Genomic DNA, 16,440 nt, shown 5'->3' with positions numbered 1-16,440 from the left:
GAAGTTGATGAGAACCGCTGCGATCGTTCCTGCCGCCGGGCGTGGTGAACGCCTTGGTCCTGGCACTCCCAAAGCCCTTCGCACCATCGGCGGCGCGCCGTTGCTGGTGCATGCCGTTCGTGCGCTCGCCCGGGCCCGGGCGGTCGACCTGATCGTCGTCGCGGCACCGTCCGACGACGTCCTCGCGGTCGAACGCCTGCTTGCCGACTTCGAGTGGGGTGCGGAGGTGCGGGTACTCCCGGGCGGCGAAGACCGTCGCGAGTCTGTGGCCCGTGCTCTCGCCGCGTTGCCGGCCGAGGTGGACGTCGTTCTGGTGCACGATGCCGCGCGGCCGCTCGCACCACCGGAACTCGTGGATGCGGTCGCGGCAGCGGTACGCGAGCGCGCGGATGCATGCGTACCCGTCGTACCCCTCGCCGACACGGTGAAGGAGGTCGCGGGCGGCACCGTCGTCCGTACGCTCGACCGCCAGCAGCTGCGGGCCGTCCAGACGCCACAGGGCTTCCGGCGTTTCCTGCTCGCCAAGGCCCACGCCTGGGCGGCTGAGGCAGGTGAGCAGGAACTCGCCACCATCACCGACGACGCCGGCCTGGTCGAGAAGCTGGGCGGCTGCGTGGTGGCGATCCCGGGCGCCGAGGAGGCGTTCAAGGTGACCCGGCCACTTGACCTGGTGGTTGCCGAGGCTCTGCTCGCGAAGCAACGGGCCGATGGCGCTCGCTGATCCCATGCCGCTGCCGAGGGTCGGCACGGGCGTCGACGTCCACCCCTTCGCGTCGGGGCGCGAGATGTGGGTGGCTGGTCTGCTCTGGCCCGATCAGGACGTGGGCCTGTCCGGACACTCCGACGGTGACGTGGCCGCACACGCCTGTTGCGACGCCCTCCTGTCGGCGGCCGGGCTCGGAGACCTTGGAGCGCAGATCGGTACGTCGGACCCCGCGTGGGCGGGTGCCTCCGGTGTGGCGTTGCTCACAGAGATGGCCCGCCGGGTCACCGAGGCCGGGTGGCGGATCGGGAACGTCGCGGTGCAGATCGTGGGCGTTCGTCCACGGATCGGGCCGCGTCGCGAGGAAGCCGAGCAGGTCCTCAGCGCGGCCTGCGGAGCGCCTGTCTCGGTCGCGGCGAAGACCACCGACGGGCTGGGCTTCACCGGCCGGGGCGAAGGGTTGGCGGCGTTCGCCACCGCGCTGGTCGTACGCCTCGACACCGGCGCGTAGGCGGCGCCGCGAATCAGGTGATCGGCGGACGTCAGTCCTCCGTTTGGTGGATGTCCTCAGTCCTGTTCGCTCATTAGCGTCCAAGACGGTCTGAACGTGTATCCACGCATCCTGGGGGAGTTGCTGTTCATGTCTGAGGTCACCCGTCGCGGACTTCTCGGCGCCGCCGGTGGAGCGGCATTCGGCCTGGCCGGGGGTGTTGGGCTGGCCCCGGCCGCTCCAGCGCACGCGGCCACCACGCCTGCACGCGAAGGCGCGCGCGTCGTGCCGGACGATCCGCGATATGCCGACCTGGTGCTGCGCGGCAACAACCGCCGGTTCGTCGGCACGCCCGACTACGTCACGGTGGTCGACTCCACCGAGCAGGTGGTGCGGGCCGTCGAAGACGCTGTCAGGTCCGGAAAACGGATCGCCGTACGCGGCGGCGGTCATTGTTTCGAGAACTTCGTGGACGACCCGAAGGTCAAGGTGATCCTGGACCTTTCACAGTTGTCTGAGGTCACCTATGACGCGCGGCGGCGGGCGTTCGCGATCGGCGCTGGCGCGACGTTGGATCAGGTCTACAAGGCGCTCTACTACGGCTGGGGGGTGACCGTTCCCGGTGGCGGGTGCCTGTCGGTGGGCGTCGGCGGGCATTTCTCCGGGGGCGGATATGGTCCGCTGTCCCGGCTCTTCGGCTCCGTCGTCGATCACCTGTATGCCGTCGAGGTTGTCGTGGTGGACCGTGCGGGTCGGGCCCGCCCTGTCGTCGCCACCAGGGAGCCATCCGATCCGAATCGCGATCTATGGTGGGCGCACACCGGCGGTGGCGGAGGTAACTTCGGCGTCGTCACCCGCTATTTCATGCGGAGCTCTGGTGTGTCTGGCACGGATCCCAGCCGGGCGCTGCCGAAGCCGCCCGCCGCGTTGCTGAGTAGCTATGTCGTCTGGGACTGGAAAACGGTCACGAAGGCGGGGTTCGCGCGTACCCTCTCGAACTTCTTTGGCTGGTACGAAAAACACTCCGCACCGGATTCGCCGTACGCCAGTCTCTACAGCCCGTTCCTGATTCCCACCAGCGCCAATGACGGATTCCTGCTGTCCACCCAGATCGACGCGGGGATCCCGGACGCGAAGGCTCGGCTCGCGGCGTTCCATGCGGCCGTCGTCGAGGGAGTCGAGCCCACGCCGTATGTCGGTGAGCCGGTCGAAGGGCCATTCCTCGCCTCGACCCGGGCCCGGTCGATCCAGGAGACCGCCACGCCCAACCGGGCGAAGCTGAAGGCTGCCTACCTCCGGAAGGGTTACTCGGATGGGCAGATCACGACGCTGCACAAGCACCTGACCAACCCCGACTACCGCAACCCGAACTCTCTGGCGCTGCTCGTGCCGTACGGCGGACAGGTCAACACCGTCACGCCATCCGCCACCGCGACCGCGCAGCGGGACTCCATCATGAAGGTCGTCTACACCGCCTCGTGGGACAACCCCGGCGAGGACGCCGAGAATCTCGCCTGGGTCCGGTCGGTGTACCGCGAGGTGTACGCCGACACCGGTGGTGTCCCGGTGCCGAACTCCGTCAACGACGGCTCGTACGTCAACTATCCCGACGTCGACCTCGCGGATCCGGCCTGGAACACCTCAGGCGTGCCGTGGCATGCGTTGTACTACAAGGAGAACTACCCGAGGTTGCAGCGGATCAAGGCGCGGTGGGATCCGCGTAACCTCTTCCGCCACGCGCTGTCCATCGAGTTGCCGGACTAAGAGGTCGCGGGACCTCTGAGGGGTCGCGGAGAATGCCCCGGTCGATCGTGGCTCACTGGACGTCGGAGGCCGGGGCCTGGTAGCTGTTGCAGCGGGCCGCGTCGTTCGCGTCGAACCCACGGAAGATCCAGCGGCCCTGCGTGGGTGGGGATCCGTGGCTTCGTTCCGTTGGCGGAGCGCTCTCGGAGTCGCCGAACGCACGGGTGGCGTAGTAGGCGAACGCCCGCCGCTGCGTGCCGGTAAGCGGATAGCTCGCCTCGATCGACCGGACGAACATGCCGGCGAAACAGGACGCCTGGACCTCCGTACGCCGGGACAGCTCCATGTCAAGCTCGGGTTGCGTGTAGGCGAGAGCGCTTTCGGCGTTGAGGATTCCCGCGACGTTCTGGAGATGGTGGCCGTACTCGTGGGCGATCACCAACGCGTAGGCGATGTGGTGCTCGCTGGGGAAGCTGCGGGCCATCTGGCGTACGTCGGCGTACATCGTCGCGTTCACCGGGCAGTAGAACGCCAGCGTGGTGCCCTCGCGCGGGCGGAACGAACCACACGGGCTGCTGCCGGGCGAGTCGAAGACGAACAGCTTCGGACTGGTGGTCGTCAACCCCGCCTTGCCGAGGAGATCGGACCAGGCGCGGACGAGGCAGCCGAAGACGCGTTCGTCGTACGTGCGCTGGGCGCGGGTGGTCGCGCTGGCCAGGGAGGGCGCCGGGCAGTCCACCTGGGAAAGCCCGCCGACCGCGTAGAAGCGATTGCGCTGCAGGACGGTGACCGCCGAGCGGGCGTGAGATGACGTGCCCACCCGATCGTCAAGCCCGCCGGACGCCTCGGGGTCGGTGGTTTCTTGAGAGTCGCCAGGAACCCGTGAGCTGTCAGGAATTCCGGGGAACGTGCCGCCCGGCGTACCGCTCCCGGGCAAAGTACCGGCGAATTGGTTCTGCAGGATCGAGGCGACGAACCCCAACAGGGACAGGAAGACGACGACGCGAACCAGTCGAGCGAAGAGCCCCGGACCGCGTCGTTGTCGGCGGCGGCGCATGCGGGCGTGGTAGGACCCGGAAGGCCATCCGCCGTAGTCGTACGACACGCTGCCTCCTTCGGGTCCGCGGCTGACACTACTGTGTGGACATGGTTCGCGGACGGCTCTCCTTGATCGCCGTGGCCCGCGGGTCCGCCCTTCTGGTGGTACTCCTCGCGGTGGTGGTCGCCACGCTGGCGGTGGCGCTCCGCCCGGTTCCGGCCGCGGCGGCGGTTTCCGCGCGGCTGATGGAGCTCGATGCCAAGGTGCGCCTCGCCGCCGATGGCTCGCTGCACGTGGTCGAGACCCATCGATACGACTTCGGGGCTGAGCCGGCCGGCGCGGTCCGGCGTACCCTCCAGACCCGGGCTCGCTACGACGAGGCACACGACCAGGTCTTCACGGTCACCGGTCTGAAGGCGTCGCTGGATGGCCGGCCGGTCCGCGCGGAGCGGTCAGACGAGGACGGTGTTGCCAGGGTCGCGCTCGCGTTCACCAGGGCGCAGACCGGGCGGCACACGGTGCGGCTGGAGTACGCGATCAGCGGGGCGGTCCGGCGTACACCCGAAGGGCTCGAGCTCAGCTGGCCCCTGGTGCAGGGCATGGAGGCAGAGGTCGAGTCGGTGCACGCCACCGTGTCCGTGCCGAGGGTCGCGTGGGCGGCCTGCCTGGCAGGCGGGGATGGCTCGAGCATGCCCTGCACGGCAGCGACCGCGCTGCCTCATCCGGAGTTCGTCCAGGAAGATCTCGCTCCGGGTGAGCGGATGAGGATCATCGTCGGGCTGCCGGTGAACGCTGGCGTGCACGCTGACCAGGTGCTCGCCCGGCGCTGGTCGCTCGCGCGGGCGTTCGCCCTCACACCGGTGGCGGTTGGGACCGCGCTCGGCCTGCTCGCGCTGGCCGCGGCCGCGGTGGTCGCCTTGTGGTGGACGCGCGGCCGCGACACGAGGTCACCTGGCGGCGAGCCGTACCACCCGTTGGTCGATGTGGATGGCCGGCTGGAGTTCGTGCCACCGGATCGCGTCCGGCCCGGGCAGCTCGGGACCATCGTGGACGAGACCGCCGATGTCATCGACATCGTGGCGACGGTGCTCGATCTCGCGGTCCGCGGTGTCCTCGTGATCGAGGAGGTCGGCCGGACGTCGCCGCATCGCCGGCCGGACTGGCGGCTTCGCCGCACCGACGCTGGCGAGCAGGAGTTGCTGCCGTACGAACGCGTCCTCCTCGATCTGCTCTTCGAGGGGCGTGACTCGGTGCTCGTCTCTGGGCTGGCGGGTACGTTCACCAACGGGTTGCGGCGGGTGCAGGAGCAGTTGTACGCCGACGTGCACGCGCGTGGATGGTTCCGCCAGCGTCCTGACGCGGTGCGCACCCGGTGGACAACAGCGGGCGGCGTCCTCGCGCTCGCGGGACTCGTCATTACGGTCGTCCTCGCGGCGTTCACCGACCTGGGTCTGGTTGGCTTGGGCCTCGTCCTCGCCGGCGGGGTGCTGGTGTGGGGAGGCGACGTGGCGCCTGCGCGGACGGCGCGGGGAAGTGCGCTGCTGTCCCGGCTGCATGACTTCCGGGCGTACCTCGCGCGTGCCGACGGCTCCGAACTGCCGGAATCCTCGCGGGCCGAACTCGTCGCGCGGTTCCTGCCGTACGCCGTGGTGTTCGGGCTGGAGGACCGCTGGGCGGAGATATCGGCCGCGTCGGGACGGCCGGGCGAACCCGATGCCGGGCTTGGTTGGTATCACGCGCCGGAGAACTGGCACCGCGTTGACCTGGCCGATTCGGTGGACGCGTTCGTCACCACGCTGTCCGGTGCGATCTCCGCGTCCAGGCGGCTACGGATCTGAACGCCGCTCCTTCGCCCGTTGCGTACAACCCGCTGACCTCGACGGGTTGGTTTCGGCGGCTGGGACGCCAAGGAGTGGAGACCTTTCTGCGCTGACCTGAATGATCACGTATACGTGGTCAATGCATGCCTTGCATGGCACCGACACCATGCGAAGCAGGTAATGACCACGTATACGTGATCATTTGGGTCCCCAACCAAGGGGAACTGGCGCGTGACGTCGCCTCGTCTCGCATCTGGCTCATCAGCTGGTGGTGCGAGTACGCGCGGCTCGGTGGATCAGGTAGGCGGCCGTGGCAAAGGGGGCGAGCACGAGCAGGATCCCCACCGGTATGCCCGCCCACAACGGGAGGACGAAGCCCGACGTCACGCAGTCCATCTGGTCCCCAGGCGCAGAAGCACTCTCGTCCATAGCTCCGCTGTCCGTGACCACGGTGCCCGAACAGGACTCGTAGCCCACGGTCAGGGTGTCGAGCAGGAAAACGCTCATTAGGCCGCCGGGCCAGACGAGGGTGCCGAGGAGCTTCTCGCGGATGGTCCAGCGTGCCGACGACCACGTCATGACCAGGCCGACGATCCAGCCAACGCCCAGGGCGAACCCTCCGACCAGGAGGAGGATGACGGCGATCATCTCGAACGCAGGTGCGCGTGAGCGGGCCGGCGTGGAGCGCGGGGCTTCCGTAGCGCCAGGGGCCTCGGACCCGCTTCCGAAACGCGGGGATCCGTCGGCCTCCATGGCTTCGCGGACGATGTCGTCGGGGTCGCCTAGCCGGTCGAGGGCCTGGCGGACCGCCGCCTCGTCCTGGTCGTCGAGCTCTCCTCGCAGCGCGTCGAGATGCTCGCGGACCTGTGCCAGAAGCTCGGCGCGGGGTCCCGGCGGAAGTGACTGGGCCGCGGCTTCGAGCCGGCGGAGGTAGTCGTCGAAGGCTGTCCCGGTGGAATTCATGCTCAGCTCTCCGTTTGGCCGGCAAGGAAGGAATCGACTCCGTCGCGGAACCTCGTCCACTCTTCGGTGAAGTCGGCGAGTGCGCGCCGGCCGAGACGGGTGAGGCGGTAGTAGCGGCGAGGCGGACCGGCTGGCGACTCCCGCCAGGTGGTCTCAACGAGGCCCTGACGGCGCAGGCGGGCGAGCAGCGGATAGATCGTGCCTTCGCTCGTCACCATGCCGTCGACAGCGCTTAGGAGCCGGACGAGTTCGAAGCCGTACCTCTCACCGCTGCGTAGGACGGCGAGCACGCAGTAGGCGAGCGTGCCGCGTCGCATCTGCGTGAGCACATTTCGTGCGTCGCCGGGATCCATGCGTCGCATGGTAGCTGTCACTGCCGGGGACGCGGAAGGTGCACGGGCACACCGCCAGCCGGACCTCGCTACGTTCGGAGAGGCTCCTGACCCGCCCCCAACCGCGGCACTGCGGAAGGCGCTGGTCTTGGGTGGTGGCCTCCGAGAACCTGCTCCTGCGCCTGACGTAGTGCCGGGTGGGGTTCGGGTCACACAGCGGGCGCCAGGGCCCTCAGTTGTCGGGCGTGCCCGGGCAGCTCGTTGGTGCTCAGGCCCTCAAGGAGGCGCCGCGTGGGCAAGGCGGAGGAGGGAGGCGCACTGGTTTTGTGCGCTGACTGACGCCGAACCGGCTTACCCGGTGCTGTTTGGCGCGTGCAGCGATCATGGCTGCTGGCGAGATCTGATCTCAGCGTGAGAAGACCGGCCCGCCTACGGACGGCTTACCGACGTTCTCCACCAGAAGTGGTGTTCAGTTGGCCTCGACGATTGTGCGGGTCCGGGAGGTCGGCATAGAAGTTCTCCCACAGGAAGGTGCAGCCCAGCCCGGCGTCGCGGATCAGCTGCTCGGTGTGGAAGCGGGTTGGGTTGTCACCGGGCCATTCGCGCCAGGCTGGTGGGCTGCTACTGGCCGACCCGGCCGTCGATCCGCTCGCGGATCAGGTCGGCGTGGCCGCAGTGCCGGGCGTACTCCTCGATCAGGTGCACCAGGACCTCGCGGACGGCGATCCCGTCACCGGACGCCAGCCGCTCGCCCACGTCCGGGTGCGCGGCGACGGCGGCGTCGGTCGCGGCCATCTCCTGGTCCCACAGCGCGAACGCCTCGGCGACCACAGTCTCGTCACCCACAGCGCCGTCGAAGTCGTCATCGCCGGTGAACGGCCGCGGCCCGTCCTGGCCGCCGACCACCACGGTGCCCCAATAGTGCTCCACCCCGGCGAGGTGCCGGACCAGGCCGAGCAGGGACATCGTCGACGGCGGCACCGAACGGCGCGCGAGTTGTTCGGCGTCCAGCCCGTCGCACTTCATCCGCAATGTCAGCCGGTAGTTGCGCAGATAGTCCAGCAGTGTCGGCAGCTCCCCGTCCGGGACGGCTTCGTCGCTCTCCCGGGGGTCATCGGCCGGGTCCACCCACATGTCGTCGTACACGGTGCCCTTGGTCCAACGGTCGGGCACGGACTCGGTCGCGGCCGCGGGGACCTGCTCGGCTTCGGTCACGCCGGCCATACTCGCGGCAACCGGCCGGATCGGCCACCCGTTATCGGTCCACCCGCACCCAGTAATCGGAGGGCCGCGCGGAGTAGGCGGGGTGTCGTTCCACGGTTGTTGCCTGGCCGGACTCTTCATCAGACCCGCTAGCCTCCGTCGCTGGCACGCGTGGAAAGGGGCGGGAGATGGCGACTGGGTGGCGGGCGGCGATAGCCGTATCGATGTTGGCGGGTTTCTATGTCCTCGCGCTGGCGGTCGTCGGCGCACTGGGTCTCGCGGGTTATCTGATCGTCACGAACGCGAACGGCGGACTTCAGATCGTCATCGCCTTGGTGGCAGCCGCGGTAGCCATCCTGGTCGGCCTGGCCAAGGCGCTCAAACGGCCGCGCTTCACCCCGCACGGAGTGCAACTGCTCGAGCACGACCAGCCTCAGCTCTGGGCGATGGTCCGGGACCTCGCCGCACGGGTGGTGACCCGCCCACCGGATGAGATCTGGCTGGTGCCGGAGGTCAACGCCGCGGTGACCGAGGACGCGTCGATGCTCGGCCTGCGCGGTGGCCGGCGCTACCTGCTGATCGGCCTGCCGCTGCTGCTCACGTTGAACGCCGACCAGCTGAGGGCGGTCCTCGGCCACGAGCTTGGGCACTACTCGCACGCGCACACCCGGCTCGGTGAGATCAACTATCGCGGCCGGATCACCATCGGGCGCACGATCGAGCAGCTCAACAGCGGCGGCATCCTCCGCACGCTCGTACGAAAGATCTTCGAGTTGTACGCCCGGCTGTACTTCCTGGTCGAGAGTACGGTGAGCCGGCGCCAGGAGCTGGAGGCCGACCAGGCGGCGGCCGCCGTAGCCGGACGGGTCGCCATGCAGACGGCGCTGCGAGAGCTCCCCGTCCTTGTTGCGGCCTGGAATTTCTACCTCGAGAACTACGTGTCCTGGGCGCTCGACTACGGGATCGCACCGCGCGAGGTCTTCGCCGGGTTCCCCCGGTTGCTCCAGGCCCGGCACGCCGAACTCGCGAACCTACGTGGGCAGGACCTCAACGAATCCACCTCCCGGTGGGACAGCCACCCCTCCACGGCGGACCGGATCGCGGCGCTGCACACCGCACCGGACAGCGGCGCGGTCACCGACCCGCGCCCGGCCTGGGCGCTCGTCGCCGGCATGGACCGCCTGCTGGCTGAGCTCGAGCGGTCGGTGCTCGACTTCGGGGACCGACAGCTTCTCGACTGGCCGGCGTACACGGCGAACGGAATCCTCGCCAGCGAGCAGCGCAGCGTGGACGCGATGTTCCGTGCCCTCTCGCGGGTGACCGGACGTGTGCCCGAGTCGTTCGCGACGATCCTCGCGGCCGGTGAAGCCGGGCGGCTCGGCGAGCTGACTGACCAGCTGTCCAGGGCCGGTGCGCCTGAGGGTGGTCTGGGTTCGGCGCTGGTCGTCGCTGCGGTCAGGAGCGGCGTGGTGCAGGTCGAGCACCGATGGGATCGTCCGGCGGTGCTGCGGTTTGCCGACGGCGAGGAGTTCGATCCGCAACCGGTTCTCGACATGCTCGCGTCGGGTCCGGACGGCGCGGCGCGGGTACGAAACTGGCTTCCGCAGGTCGGTATCGACCCGTCGCGGGCCGCTCCGCAGCAGGCTCGCGCGGATGCCGCCACCGCCAACGTGGTGGGCGCGATGGCCAACCTCAAGGTCGGTAAGCAGAGCATGGATCTGGTCATCACCGATGAGGGGTTCGTCTTCACGCCGTGCCCGAAGTCAGCTGACAAAGGCAAGCAGCGGTTGACAGAACTGATCGGTGGTCGGCCCGTCGCACAGCTTGCCACCGAGCCGGGGAACGTGTGGATCCCGTACGAGGAGATCGCCTCGGCCACGCTGCATCGAGCGGTGCCGGTGAAGGCCGCGTTGGCGCTCCACAACGGAACGACGTTCGACTTCCACGAAACGATGAGCGGTGAGGAACTCGGCAAGTCGAGCGAGACGCTTCGCAAGGTGCTGGAGAACTTCGCGGAGCGCGGCTGACCGAGGCGCCGCCCTGATTGGCCACAAAATCTGGCCGTGCCACTCATCCTCCTTCGCGGGTACGCCGTCTTCAGTAGTGAGACGACACCTTTCGAGGGAGGAACGTGGTGCAGGCACGACGTGGTAGGTGGGTCCGGGGCTTGATGGCGGTGGTGGTCGCGACGGCCACCACCGCCACCATGGCCGCCGGTGCGGCGGCCGAACCACCTGGCCAAGCCAGCGGCAACGATGCTGGCAAGCGAGGCGTGGGCCCAGGTGGAGCGGCGGAGGGAACGCCCAACCCGCGCGGGACAACCAAGACGGTCACGCTGGTCACCGGTGACCGCGTGGACGTCACGACACGGTCAGCAGGGCAACAGACCGTCGTGGTGCATCCGGCCGCGGGCCGGAAGGGCACGAGTTTCGTCGAGCAGCGGCACCAGGACGGCCGGCTCACGGTCATCCCCGGGGACGCGTTGCCGCTCATCGCGGCCGATCGACTGGACGAGCGGCTCTTCGACGTGACGGCGCTGATCGAGTACGGCTATGACGACCGAAGCCGGCCGGAGCTTCCGCTGATCGTGAAGTACGCCGGAAGCGCGGGTGCCCGCAGCGCCGCGCGGCAGGACCTGTCCGACGCCGGTGCCCGGATGGTTCGCGGGCTCCCGAGCGCGGGCGCCGCCGCCATGCGTACGCCGAAAACGCGGGCGGCCAAGCTCTGGAAGGAACTCACCGACACGACGGCCACCGCGACCACGCTGCAGCCCGGGATCGGCAAGGTCTGGCTGGACGGTCCCGCTCGGGCGTCCTTGGACGAGAGCGTTCCGCAGGTGGGTGCGCCCGCGGCGTGGCGAGCGGGGTTCACGGGCGACGGTGTGAAGGTTGCCGTCCTCGACTCGGGCATCGACGCCAACCACCCGGACCTCGCGGACGCCGTGGTCGAGGCGCAGGACTTCACCGAAGGGGGAAGCACCCAGGATGGCTTCGGCCACGGTACGCATGTCGCGTCCATCGTCACGGGGAACGGCGCGGCGTCCGGCGGGCAGTACAAGGGTGTGGCACCCGATGCGGGCCTGCTGGTCGGCAAGGTGCTCGACGATGGCGGATACGGGCTCGAGTCCTGGATCATCGCCGGCATGGAGTGGGCGGCCGGGTCCGGTGCCCGGGTCGTCAACATGAGTCTCGGCGGTTGCGCCACCGACGGAACCGACCCGCTGTCCACGGCGCTCAACACGCTTTCGGAGCAGTCGGGTGCGGTGTTCGTGGTGGCGGCCGGCAACCATCCGAACAACCCGTTCTGTGCCGACGATGACCGGGTCTCGACACCGGCCGCCGCCGACCGCGCGCTCGCGGTGGGCAGCGTCACCAAGCAGGACGCGCTGAGCGACTTCTCCAACACCGGCCCGCGGGTCGGCGACGGTGCCGTCAAGCCAGACCTCACGGCGCCCGGTCAGTCGATCGTGGCGGCGAAGGCGGAGGGCACCTGGCTCGGCGAGCCGGTGGGTGATCAGTACGCCCGGATGTCAGGCACCTCCATGGCCGCGCCCCACGTCGCCGGCGCCGCCGCCATCCTCGCCGAGCAGCACCCGGACTGGAATGGCGAGCAGATCAAGGCGGCCCTGATGGCCAGCGCGGCACCCAAGGGTGACCTGAGCGTCTTCCAGCAGGGCGCGGGTCGGCTCGACATCGCGGCCGCCATCAAGGGCAGCGTCACGACCACGCCCGCCAGCCTGAGCATGGGGGTCGCCCGCTGGCCGCACACCGACGACCAGCCGGTGACCAAGGCGTTCAGCTACCACAACAGCAGCGACACGGCCATCACTCTCGACCTCGCGATCAGCGCCACCGGCCCGGATGGCACGGCCGCACCGAGCGGGATGTTCAGCCTCTCGGCCGAGACGGTTGTCGTTCCGGCAGGTGGATCGGCGAAGGTCAGCGTCACCGCCGACAGCCGGGTCGCAGGCCCCGACGGCAGGTACAGCGGATGGGTCACCGCCAGCCGGGCCAGCGAGGTCGTCGCGCGTACGCCGGTCGGCTTCGACAAGGAGGTCGAGTCGTACGACCTCACCCTCGCCGTACTCGACCGGGACGGCAACCCCGCCCCGGGACCCGTCAACCTCGTCGAACCCGCGAAGAGGTCCGTGCGGACCTACGACCTGACCGGCGAGCCCGTCACGTTCCGGCTGCCGAAGGGAACGTACGACCTGACCAGCCCGATCTGGTCCGGCGAAGGCGATCTGGGGAGCCTCACCCTCGCGGCGCGGCCCGAAGTCGTCCTCGACCGCGACACGACGGTCACGCTCGACGCCCGGAACGGCAAGCCGATCAAGGCGATCGTCGACAGCGCCACCGCGACTCCCGGGCTCCGGCGGGCCTACGTCAACAACGGATCGTTCCAACAGGGCATCGGCACCGACATCGACACGTTCGGCCTCTACGCGACACCGACGAAACCGGTGACGGCCTATCCGTACCACTTCGTCTTCCAGACCGCACTCGCCGAACCCGAGTCGCCCGCTGCCGGCGAGGACGCCTTGCCGCGCGGCTACAACCTGTTCCTCACCAGGGACGGGCAGATCCCGGATCCGGCGATCCGGGTGCGCGACAGCCAGCTCGCAAGGTTCCGGACCAGCCTGCACAACCAGGGTGAGCGGACGAAACGCGTGGGCACCATGACGAGCTTCCCGTGGCCGGCGGGAGCCGACACCTCCTGGGGCCAGCGGTACGACGTACGCCTGCCCAGCAGGCGGATCGACCTCTACTCCGCTGGCAACGGTCTGCGGTGGGACAACGAGCTCGCTACCGAGCAGGGTTACGAGCTGGACTACTACGGCCAGGCCGGGTCGACATACCGCCCCGGCACGACCCAGGCGAGGGATTGGAACACCGCACCGCTTGGCCCGGTCGCCCGCCCGATCTTCGCGTATGACCGGCTCTGGATGACCCTCGCGTTGTTCTCGCCGGGTCGGGTTCCCAACACGTTCTACCCGGCGACCGACGAGGGCATCACCGCCCAGACGACGCTGCACAAGAACGGCGAACTGGTGGGCACGAACGACAGCGTGGACGGCGGGATCTTCGCGATCCCGGCCGAACGCGCGACGTACGAAATCACCACGCAAGCGACCCGGGACGTCCCCTGGTCCGCCCTCGCGACCAAGGTCGAAGCGCGCTGGAAGATCACCGCCGGGCCCAACGAGCGCGGCAACCTACCGATCCCCAGCCTCTGGATGAGCGGTCCCGTCGACCTGCTCGGCCAGGCGCCGGCGGACGAGCCGTTCCCGCTGGGGGTGCGGCTGCTGGCGGCTGACCAGCCGGTCACCGGGGTGGCGTCCCTCGAGGTGGCGGCGTCGTTCGACGACGGGGCGACGTGGAAGCCCCTGAAGGTACGCCCGGCCAAGGACGGTTACGAGGCGATCGTCCCGCCCGCACCAGAGCGCGGCCGGTTCGTGTCGCTTCGTGCCAGCCTGCGTGGTACGGACGGAAGTGAGGTGGACCAGACGGTGATCCGGGCGTACCAGCTGGCCCGCTGACGCCCGGGACCGCTGGCTGACGCCATCGCCGTACGAAGATCAGGGGGAGGCACAACTCAAGGTCACCGGGCCGGTCCCGCGTGGAGCGGCCCGGTGGCCAGAGTCGGTACTCTGAGTCAATGACCCTGCGCCTGTACGACACGCGCGCGCGTGCGATCCGTGACTTCGAGCCGCTTGAGCCCGGCAAGGTCACGATGTACGTCTGTGGCGCCACCGTGCAGAGCCCGCCGCATGTCGGACACGTCAGATACGCCGTCAACTTCGACCTGCTCCGGCGCTGGCTGGTCCACAACGGCAGCGAGGTCGTCTACGTCCGCAATGTCACTGACATCGACGACAAGGTTCTGGCGAAGTCGGCGGCCGAGCAGGCCCCGTGGTGGGAGCTCACCTACCGCAACGAGCGGGCGTTCTCCGAGGCCTATGACCTGCTCGGCTGCCTGCCCGTCACCCTCGAGCCGCGGGCGACCGGCCATATCCCGGAGATCCTCGCGCTGATCCAGCGGTTGGTCGATGCGGGCCATGCCTACGCCAGTGGCGGTGACGTGTTGTTCGACGTCCGGTCCTTCGCCGACTACGGCGCGCTGTCGGGTCAACGGGTCGATGAGGTCCAGCCGGCGGGTGACACCGAGAACGCCGCCGCCAAGCGGGACCCCCGCGACTTCGCGTTGTGGAAGGGCGCCAAGCCGGGCGAGCCGAGCTGGGACTCGCCGTGGGGTCCGGGCCGGCCCGGCTGGCACATCGAGTGCTCGGCGATGTCGACGAAGTACCTCGGTGCGGCGTTCGACATCCATGGCGGCGGGATCGATCTCGTCTTCCCGCACCACGAGAACGAACGCGCCCAGTCGCAGGCCGCCGGCGACCCGTTCGCGCGGTACTGGCTGCACAACGCCTGGGTCACCCTGGCGGGCGAGAAGATGAGCAAGTCGCTCGGCAACTCCCTGCTCGTCACCGAGGTGGTACGCCGTGGGGTCCGGCCGGTCGAGCTCCGGTTCTACCTCGTGGCGCCGCACTACCGCTCGATGATCGAGTACTCCGAGGAGGCGCTGCAGGAGGCGGCCGCGGGCTACCGCCGGCTGGAGAGCTTCGTCGAGCACGCCGTCGAGTTCGTTGGTGACTCGCTCGGTGCGGCCCCGTTGGGTGAGCGGCCGGCTCTTCCCGAGGCGTTCACCGCGGCTATGAACGACGACCTCGGGGTTCCCCAGGCCCTCGCCGTCGTCTACGCGGCGGTACGCGAGGGCAACACCGCGCTGGCCGCCGACGACAAGGCAACGGTGCAGGCGAAGCTGGTCGAGGTGCGCTCCATGCTGAGCGTGCTGGGCCTGGATCCGATGGATCCACGCTGGCGGCGCAGCGGTGGCGAGGATGACGCGCTGCGCCGGGCCACCGACTCCCTCGTCCGCGCGCTGCTCGTCCAGCGCGAGGAGGCGCGGGCACGCAAGGACTGGGCGGCGGCTGACGCCGTCCGTGAGCAGCTGCGGGCGGCCGGCGTTGAGGTCACCGACACCCCGCACGGTGCCCGGTGGTCCGTCGCGGACGGTGCTGGCGCCGGCGGCGCCTGACGCCAGCTCGACGACTCGACAACAAGACAAGCAGGAAACGACGTAGGTGGAGGCCGCTGTGGCCGGTAACAGCAAGCGCCGTGGCGCGATTCGGCAGCGCCCGTCCGGCAACCCGACCGCTGGTTCGGGCGGGCGGGTCAGGCGCGGACTGGAAGGCAAGGGGCCAACCCCGAAGGCCGAGAACCGCCCGAATCACAAGGCGTACAAGCGGGTCCAGGCCGAGAAGCGCGCTGCCGCGGCCTCGGAGGCGCGGCGGTCGTCCGCGCCCGGCCGGAGTGGCAGCGACCGCGCGGAGTGGATCGTCGGGCGTAACCCGGTCGTGGAGGCGCTGCGGGCCGGCGTACCCGTGAAGGCGGTGCATGTCGCCGACCGCGTCGACCGCGACGACCGGGTACGCGAGGTGCTGCGGCTCGCGGTCGATCTTGGCGTCCCGCTGCTGGAGGTGACCCGCACCGAACTCGACCGGCTGACCAGCGGGGCCGTGCACCAGGGCGTCGCCGCGCAGGTGCCGGCGTACTCCTACGCCCACCCCGACGACGTGCTGCGGGAGGCCTTCGACAGTGGTGAGTCGCCGCTGCTGGTGGCGCTCGACGGCGTGACCGACCCGCGCAACCTCGGAGCGGTCGTCCGTTCGGCGGCGGCGTTCGGGTCGCACGGCGTGGTGGTGCCCGAACGCCGGTCGGCGGCCATGTCCGCGGCGGCGTGGAAGGCCTCGGCCGGCGCGGCGCTGCGGGTGCCGGTGGCCCGGGCGGTCAACCTCACCCGCACCCTGCGGGCGTACCAGCAGGAGGGCCTGGCCGTGGTCGGGCTGGACGTCGAGGGCGCCGTTGACCTGACGAAGTCTGACGAGCTGGCCGGGCCGGTCGTCCTGGTGATCGGGTCCGAGGGCAAGGGGCTCTCGCGGCTGGTACGCGAGACCTGTGACCAGCTGGTCCGGATCCCGATGCGGTCAGGCACCGAGTCCCTCAACGCGGGGGTGGCCGCGGGCATCGCGTTGTACGAGATCGCCAGCCGCCGATCCGCCGGCTGAGAGCCGATTCCCGCGAGCG

At 69.6% G+C, this 16,440-nt stretch carries 12 protein-coding genes; 8 read left to right on the top strand and 4 right to left on the bottom strand.

The features are described 5' to 3' along the window. Positions 1 to 7: 7 nt before the first annotated feature. From ispD to B141_RS0130420, 3 genes are all read left to right on the top strand, one after another. Entirely contained in the window at positions 8 to 721 is a 714-nt protein-coding gene (gene ispD, locus B141_RS0130430) for a 2-C-methyl-D-erythritol 4-phosphate cytidylyltransferase (protein WP_020578976.1), read from the top strand. Next, positions 708 to 1,214: a 2-C-methyl-D-erythritol 2,4-cyclodiphosphate synthase gene (gene ispF, locus B141_RS0130425; RefSeq protein ID WP_020578975.1), complete on the top strand. Its 507-nt coding sequence runs from the start codon at positions 708 to 710 to the stop codon at positions 1,212 to 1,214. The genes ispD and ispF overlap by 14 nt, the downstream gene beginning before the upstream one ends. A gap of 96 nt (positions 1,215 to 1,310) precedes the next feature. Continuing rightward, positions 1,311 to 2,957, top strand: coding sequence for an FAD-binding oxidoreductase (locus B141_RS0130420; protein WP_020578974.1), 1,647 nt, complete (start codon positions 1,311 to 1,313; stop codon positions 2,955 to 2,957). A gap of 52 nt (positions 2,958 to 3,009) precedes the next feature. On the opposite strand, the gene B141_RS0130415 is transcribed toward B141_RS0130420, so the two are convergent. After that, on the bottom strand, positions 3,010 to 4,041 hold the full coding sequence (locus B141_RS0130415) for a neutral zinc metallopeptidase (RefSeq protein WP_020578973.1): 1,032 nt from the start codon (positions 4,039 to 4,041) through the stop codon (positions 3,010 to 3,012). A gap of 41 nt (positions 4,042 to 4,082) precedes the next feature. Between B141_RS0130415 and B141_RS0130410 the strand changes: the two genes are divergently transcribed. Further along, positions 4,083 to 5,813, top strand: a complete 1,731-nt coding sequence (locus tag B141_RS0130410) for a DUF2207 domain-containing protein (RefSeq protein ID WP_020578972.1) — start codon at positions 4,083 to 4,085, stop codon at positions 5,811 to 5,813. A 243-nt stretch (positions 5,814 to 6,056) separates the two neighbouring features. Here B141_RS0130410 and B141_RS0130405 read toward each other — a convergent pair whose 3' ends face one another. The 3 genes from B141_RS0130405 to B141_RS0130395 form a co-directional block, all read right to left on the bottom strand. Next, complete coding sequence (locus tag B141_RS0130405; RefSeq protein WP_026257690.1) at positions 6,057 to 6,758, bottom strand: HAAS signaling domain-containing protein; 702 nt, start codon at positions 6,756 to 6,758, stop codon at positions 6,057 to 6,059. A gap of 2 nt (positions 6,759 to 6,760) precedes the next feature. Then, entirely contained in the window at positions 6,761 to 7,111 is a 351-nt protein-coding gene (locus B141_RS0130400; protein WP_026257689.1) for a PadR family transcriptional regulator, read from the bottom strand. 600 nt (positions 7,112 to 7,711) lie between these two features. Continuing rightward, positions 7,712 to 8,314 (bottom strand): DinB family protein, encoded by a 603-nt coding sequence (locus tag B141_RS0130395; protein ID WP_020578970.1) that lies wholly within the window; start codon positions 8,312 to 8,314, stop codon positions 7,712 to 7,714. Between the two features lie 167 nt (positions 8,315 to 8,481). Here B141_RS0130395 and B141_RS0130390 point away from each other — a divergent pair, with 167 nt between their 5' ends. From B141_RS0130390 to rlmB, 4 genes are all read left to right on the top strand, one after another. Further along, entirely contained in the window at positions 8,482 to 10,320 is a 1,839-nt protein-coding gene (locus tag B141_RS0130390) for a M48 family metallopeptidase (RefSeq protein WP_026257687.1), read from the top strand. Positions 10,321 to 10,427: 107 nt separating this feature from the next. Beyond that, on the top strand, positions 10,428 to 13,832 hold the full coding sequence (locus B141_RS43685) for a S8 family peptidase (RefSeq protein WP_157181414.1): 3,405 nt from the start codon (positions 10,428 to 10,430) through the stop codon (positions 13,830 to 13,832). 119 nt (positions 13,833 to 13,951) lie between these two features. Then, positions 13,952 to 15,391, top strand: coding sequence for a cysteine--tRNA ligase (gene cysS / locus B141_RS0130380; RefSeq protein ID WP_020578967.1), 1,440 nt, complete (start codon positions 13,952 to 13,954; stop codon positions 15,389 to 15,391). A 46-nt stretch (positions 15,392 to 15,437) separates the two neighbouring features. After that, the gene (gene rlmB / locus B141_RS0130375) at positions 15,438 to 16,421 is read left to right on the top strand and encodes a 23S rRNA (guanosine(2251)-2'-O)-methyltransferase RlmB (protein WP_020578966.1); all 984 of its coding nucleotides are present in this window, start codon (positions 15,438 to 15,440) and stop codon (positions 16,419 to 16,421) included. Positions 16,422 to 16,440 lie beyond the last annotated feature (19 nt).

The sequence above is a fragment of the Actinopolymorpha alba DSM 45243 genome (assembly GCF_000373925.1).
Lineage (GTDB): Bacteria > Actinomycetota > Actinomycetes > Propionibacteriales > Actinopolymorphaceae > Actinopolymorpha > Actinopolymorpha alba.
This window is presented reverse-complemented; position numbering and strand designations above follow the sequence as displayed.

Bases quoted from the DNA above. Each gene is read 5' to 3' on its own strand.
- cysS (WP_020578967.1), top strand. From the start codon at position 13,952: ATGACCCTGCGCCTGTACGACACGCGCGCGCGTGCGATCCGTGACTTC.
- B141_RS0130405 (WP_026257690.1), bottom strand. From the start codon at position 6,758: ATGAATTCCACCGGGACAGCCTTCGACGACTACCTCCGCCGGCTCGAA.
- ispD (WP_020578976.1), top strand. From the start codon at position 8: ATGAGAACCGCTGCGATCGTTCCTGCCGCCGGGCGTGGTGAACGCCTT.
- B141_RS0130410 (WP_020578972.1), top strand. From the start codon at position 4,083: ATGGTTCGCGGACGGCTCTCCTTGATCGCCGTGGCCCGCGGGTCCGCC.
- B141_RS0130395 (WP_020578970.1), bottom strand. From the start codon at position 8,314: ATGGCCGGCGTGACCGAAGCCGAGCAGGTCCCCGCGGCCGCGACCGAG.
- ispF (WP_020578975.1), top strand. From the start codon at position 708: ATGGCGCTCGCTGATCCCATGCCGCTGCCGAGGGTCGGCACGGGCGTC.
- B141_RS0130390 (WP_026257687.1), top strand. From the start codon at position 8,482: ATGGCGACTGGGTGGCGGGCGGCGATAGCCGTATCGATGTTGGCGGGT.
- B141_RS0130400 (WP_026257689.1), bottom strand. From the start codon at position 7,111: ATGGATCCCGGCGACGCACGAAATGTGCTCACGCAGATGCGACGCGGC.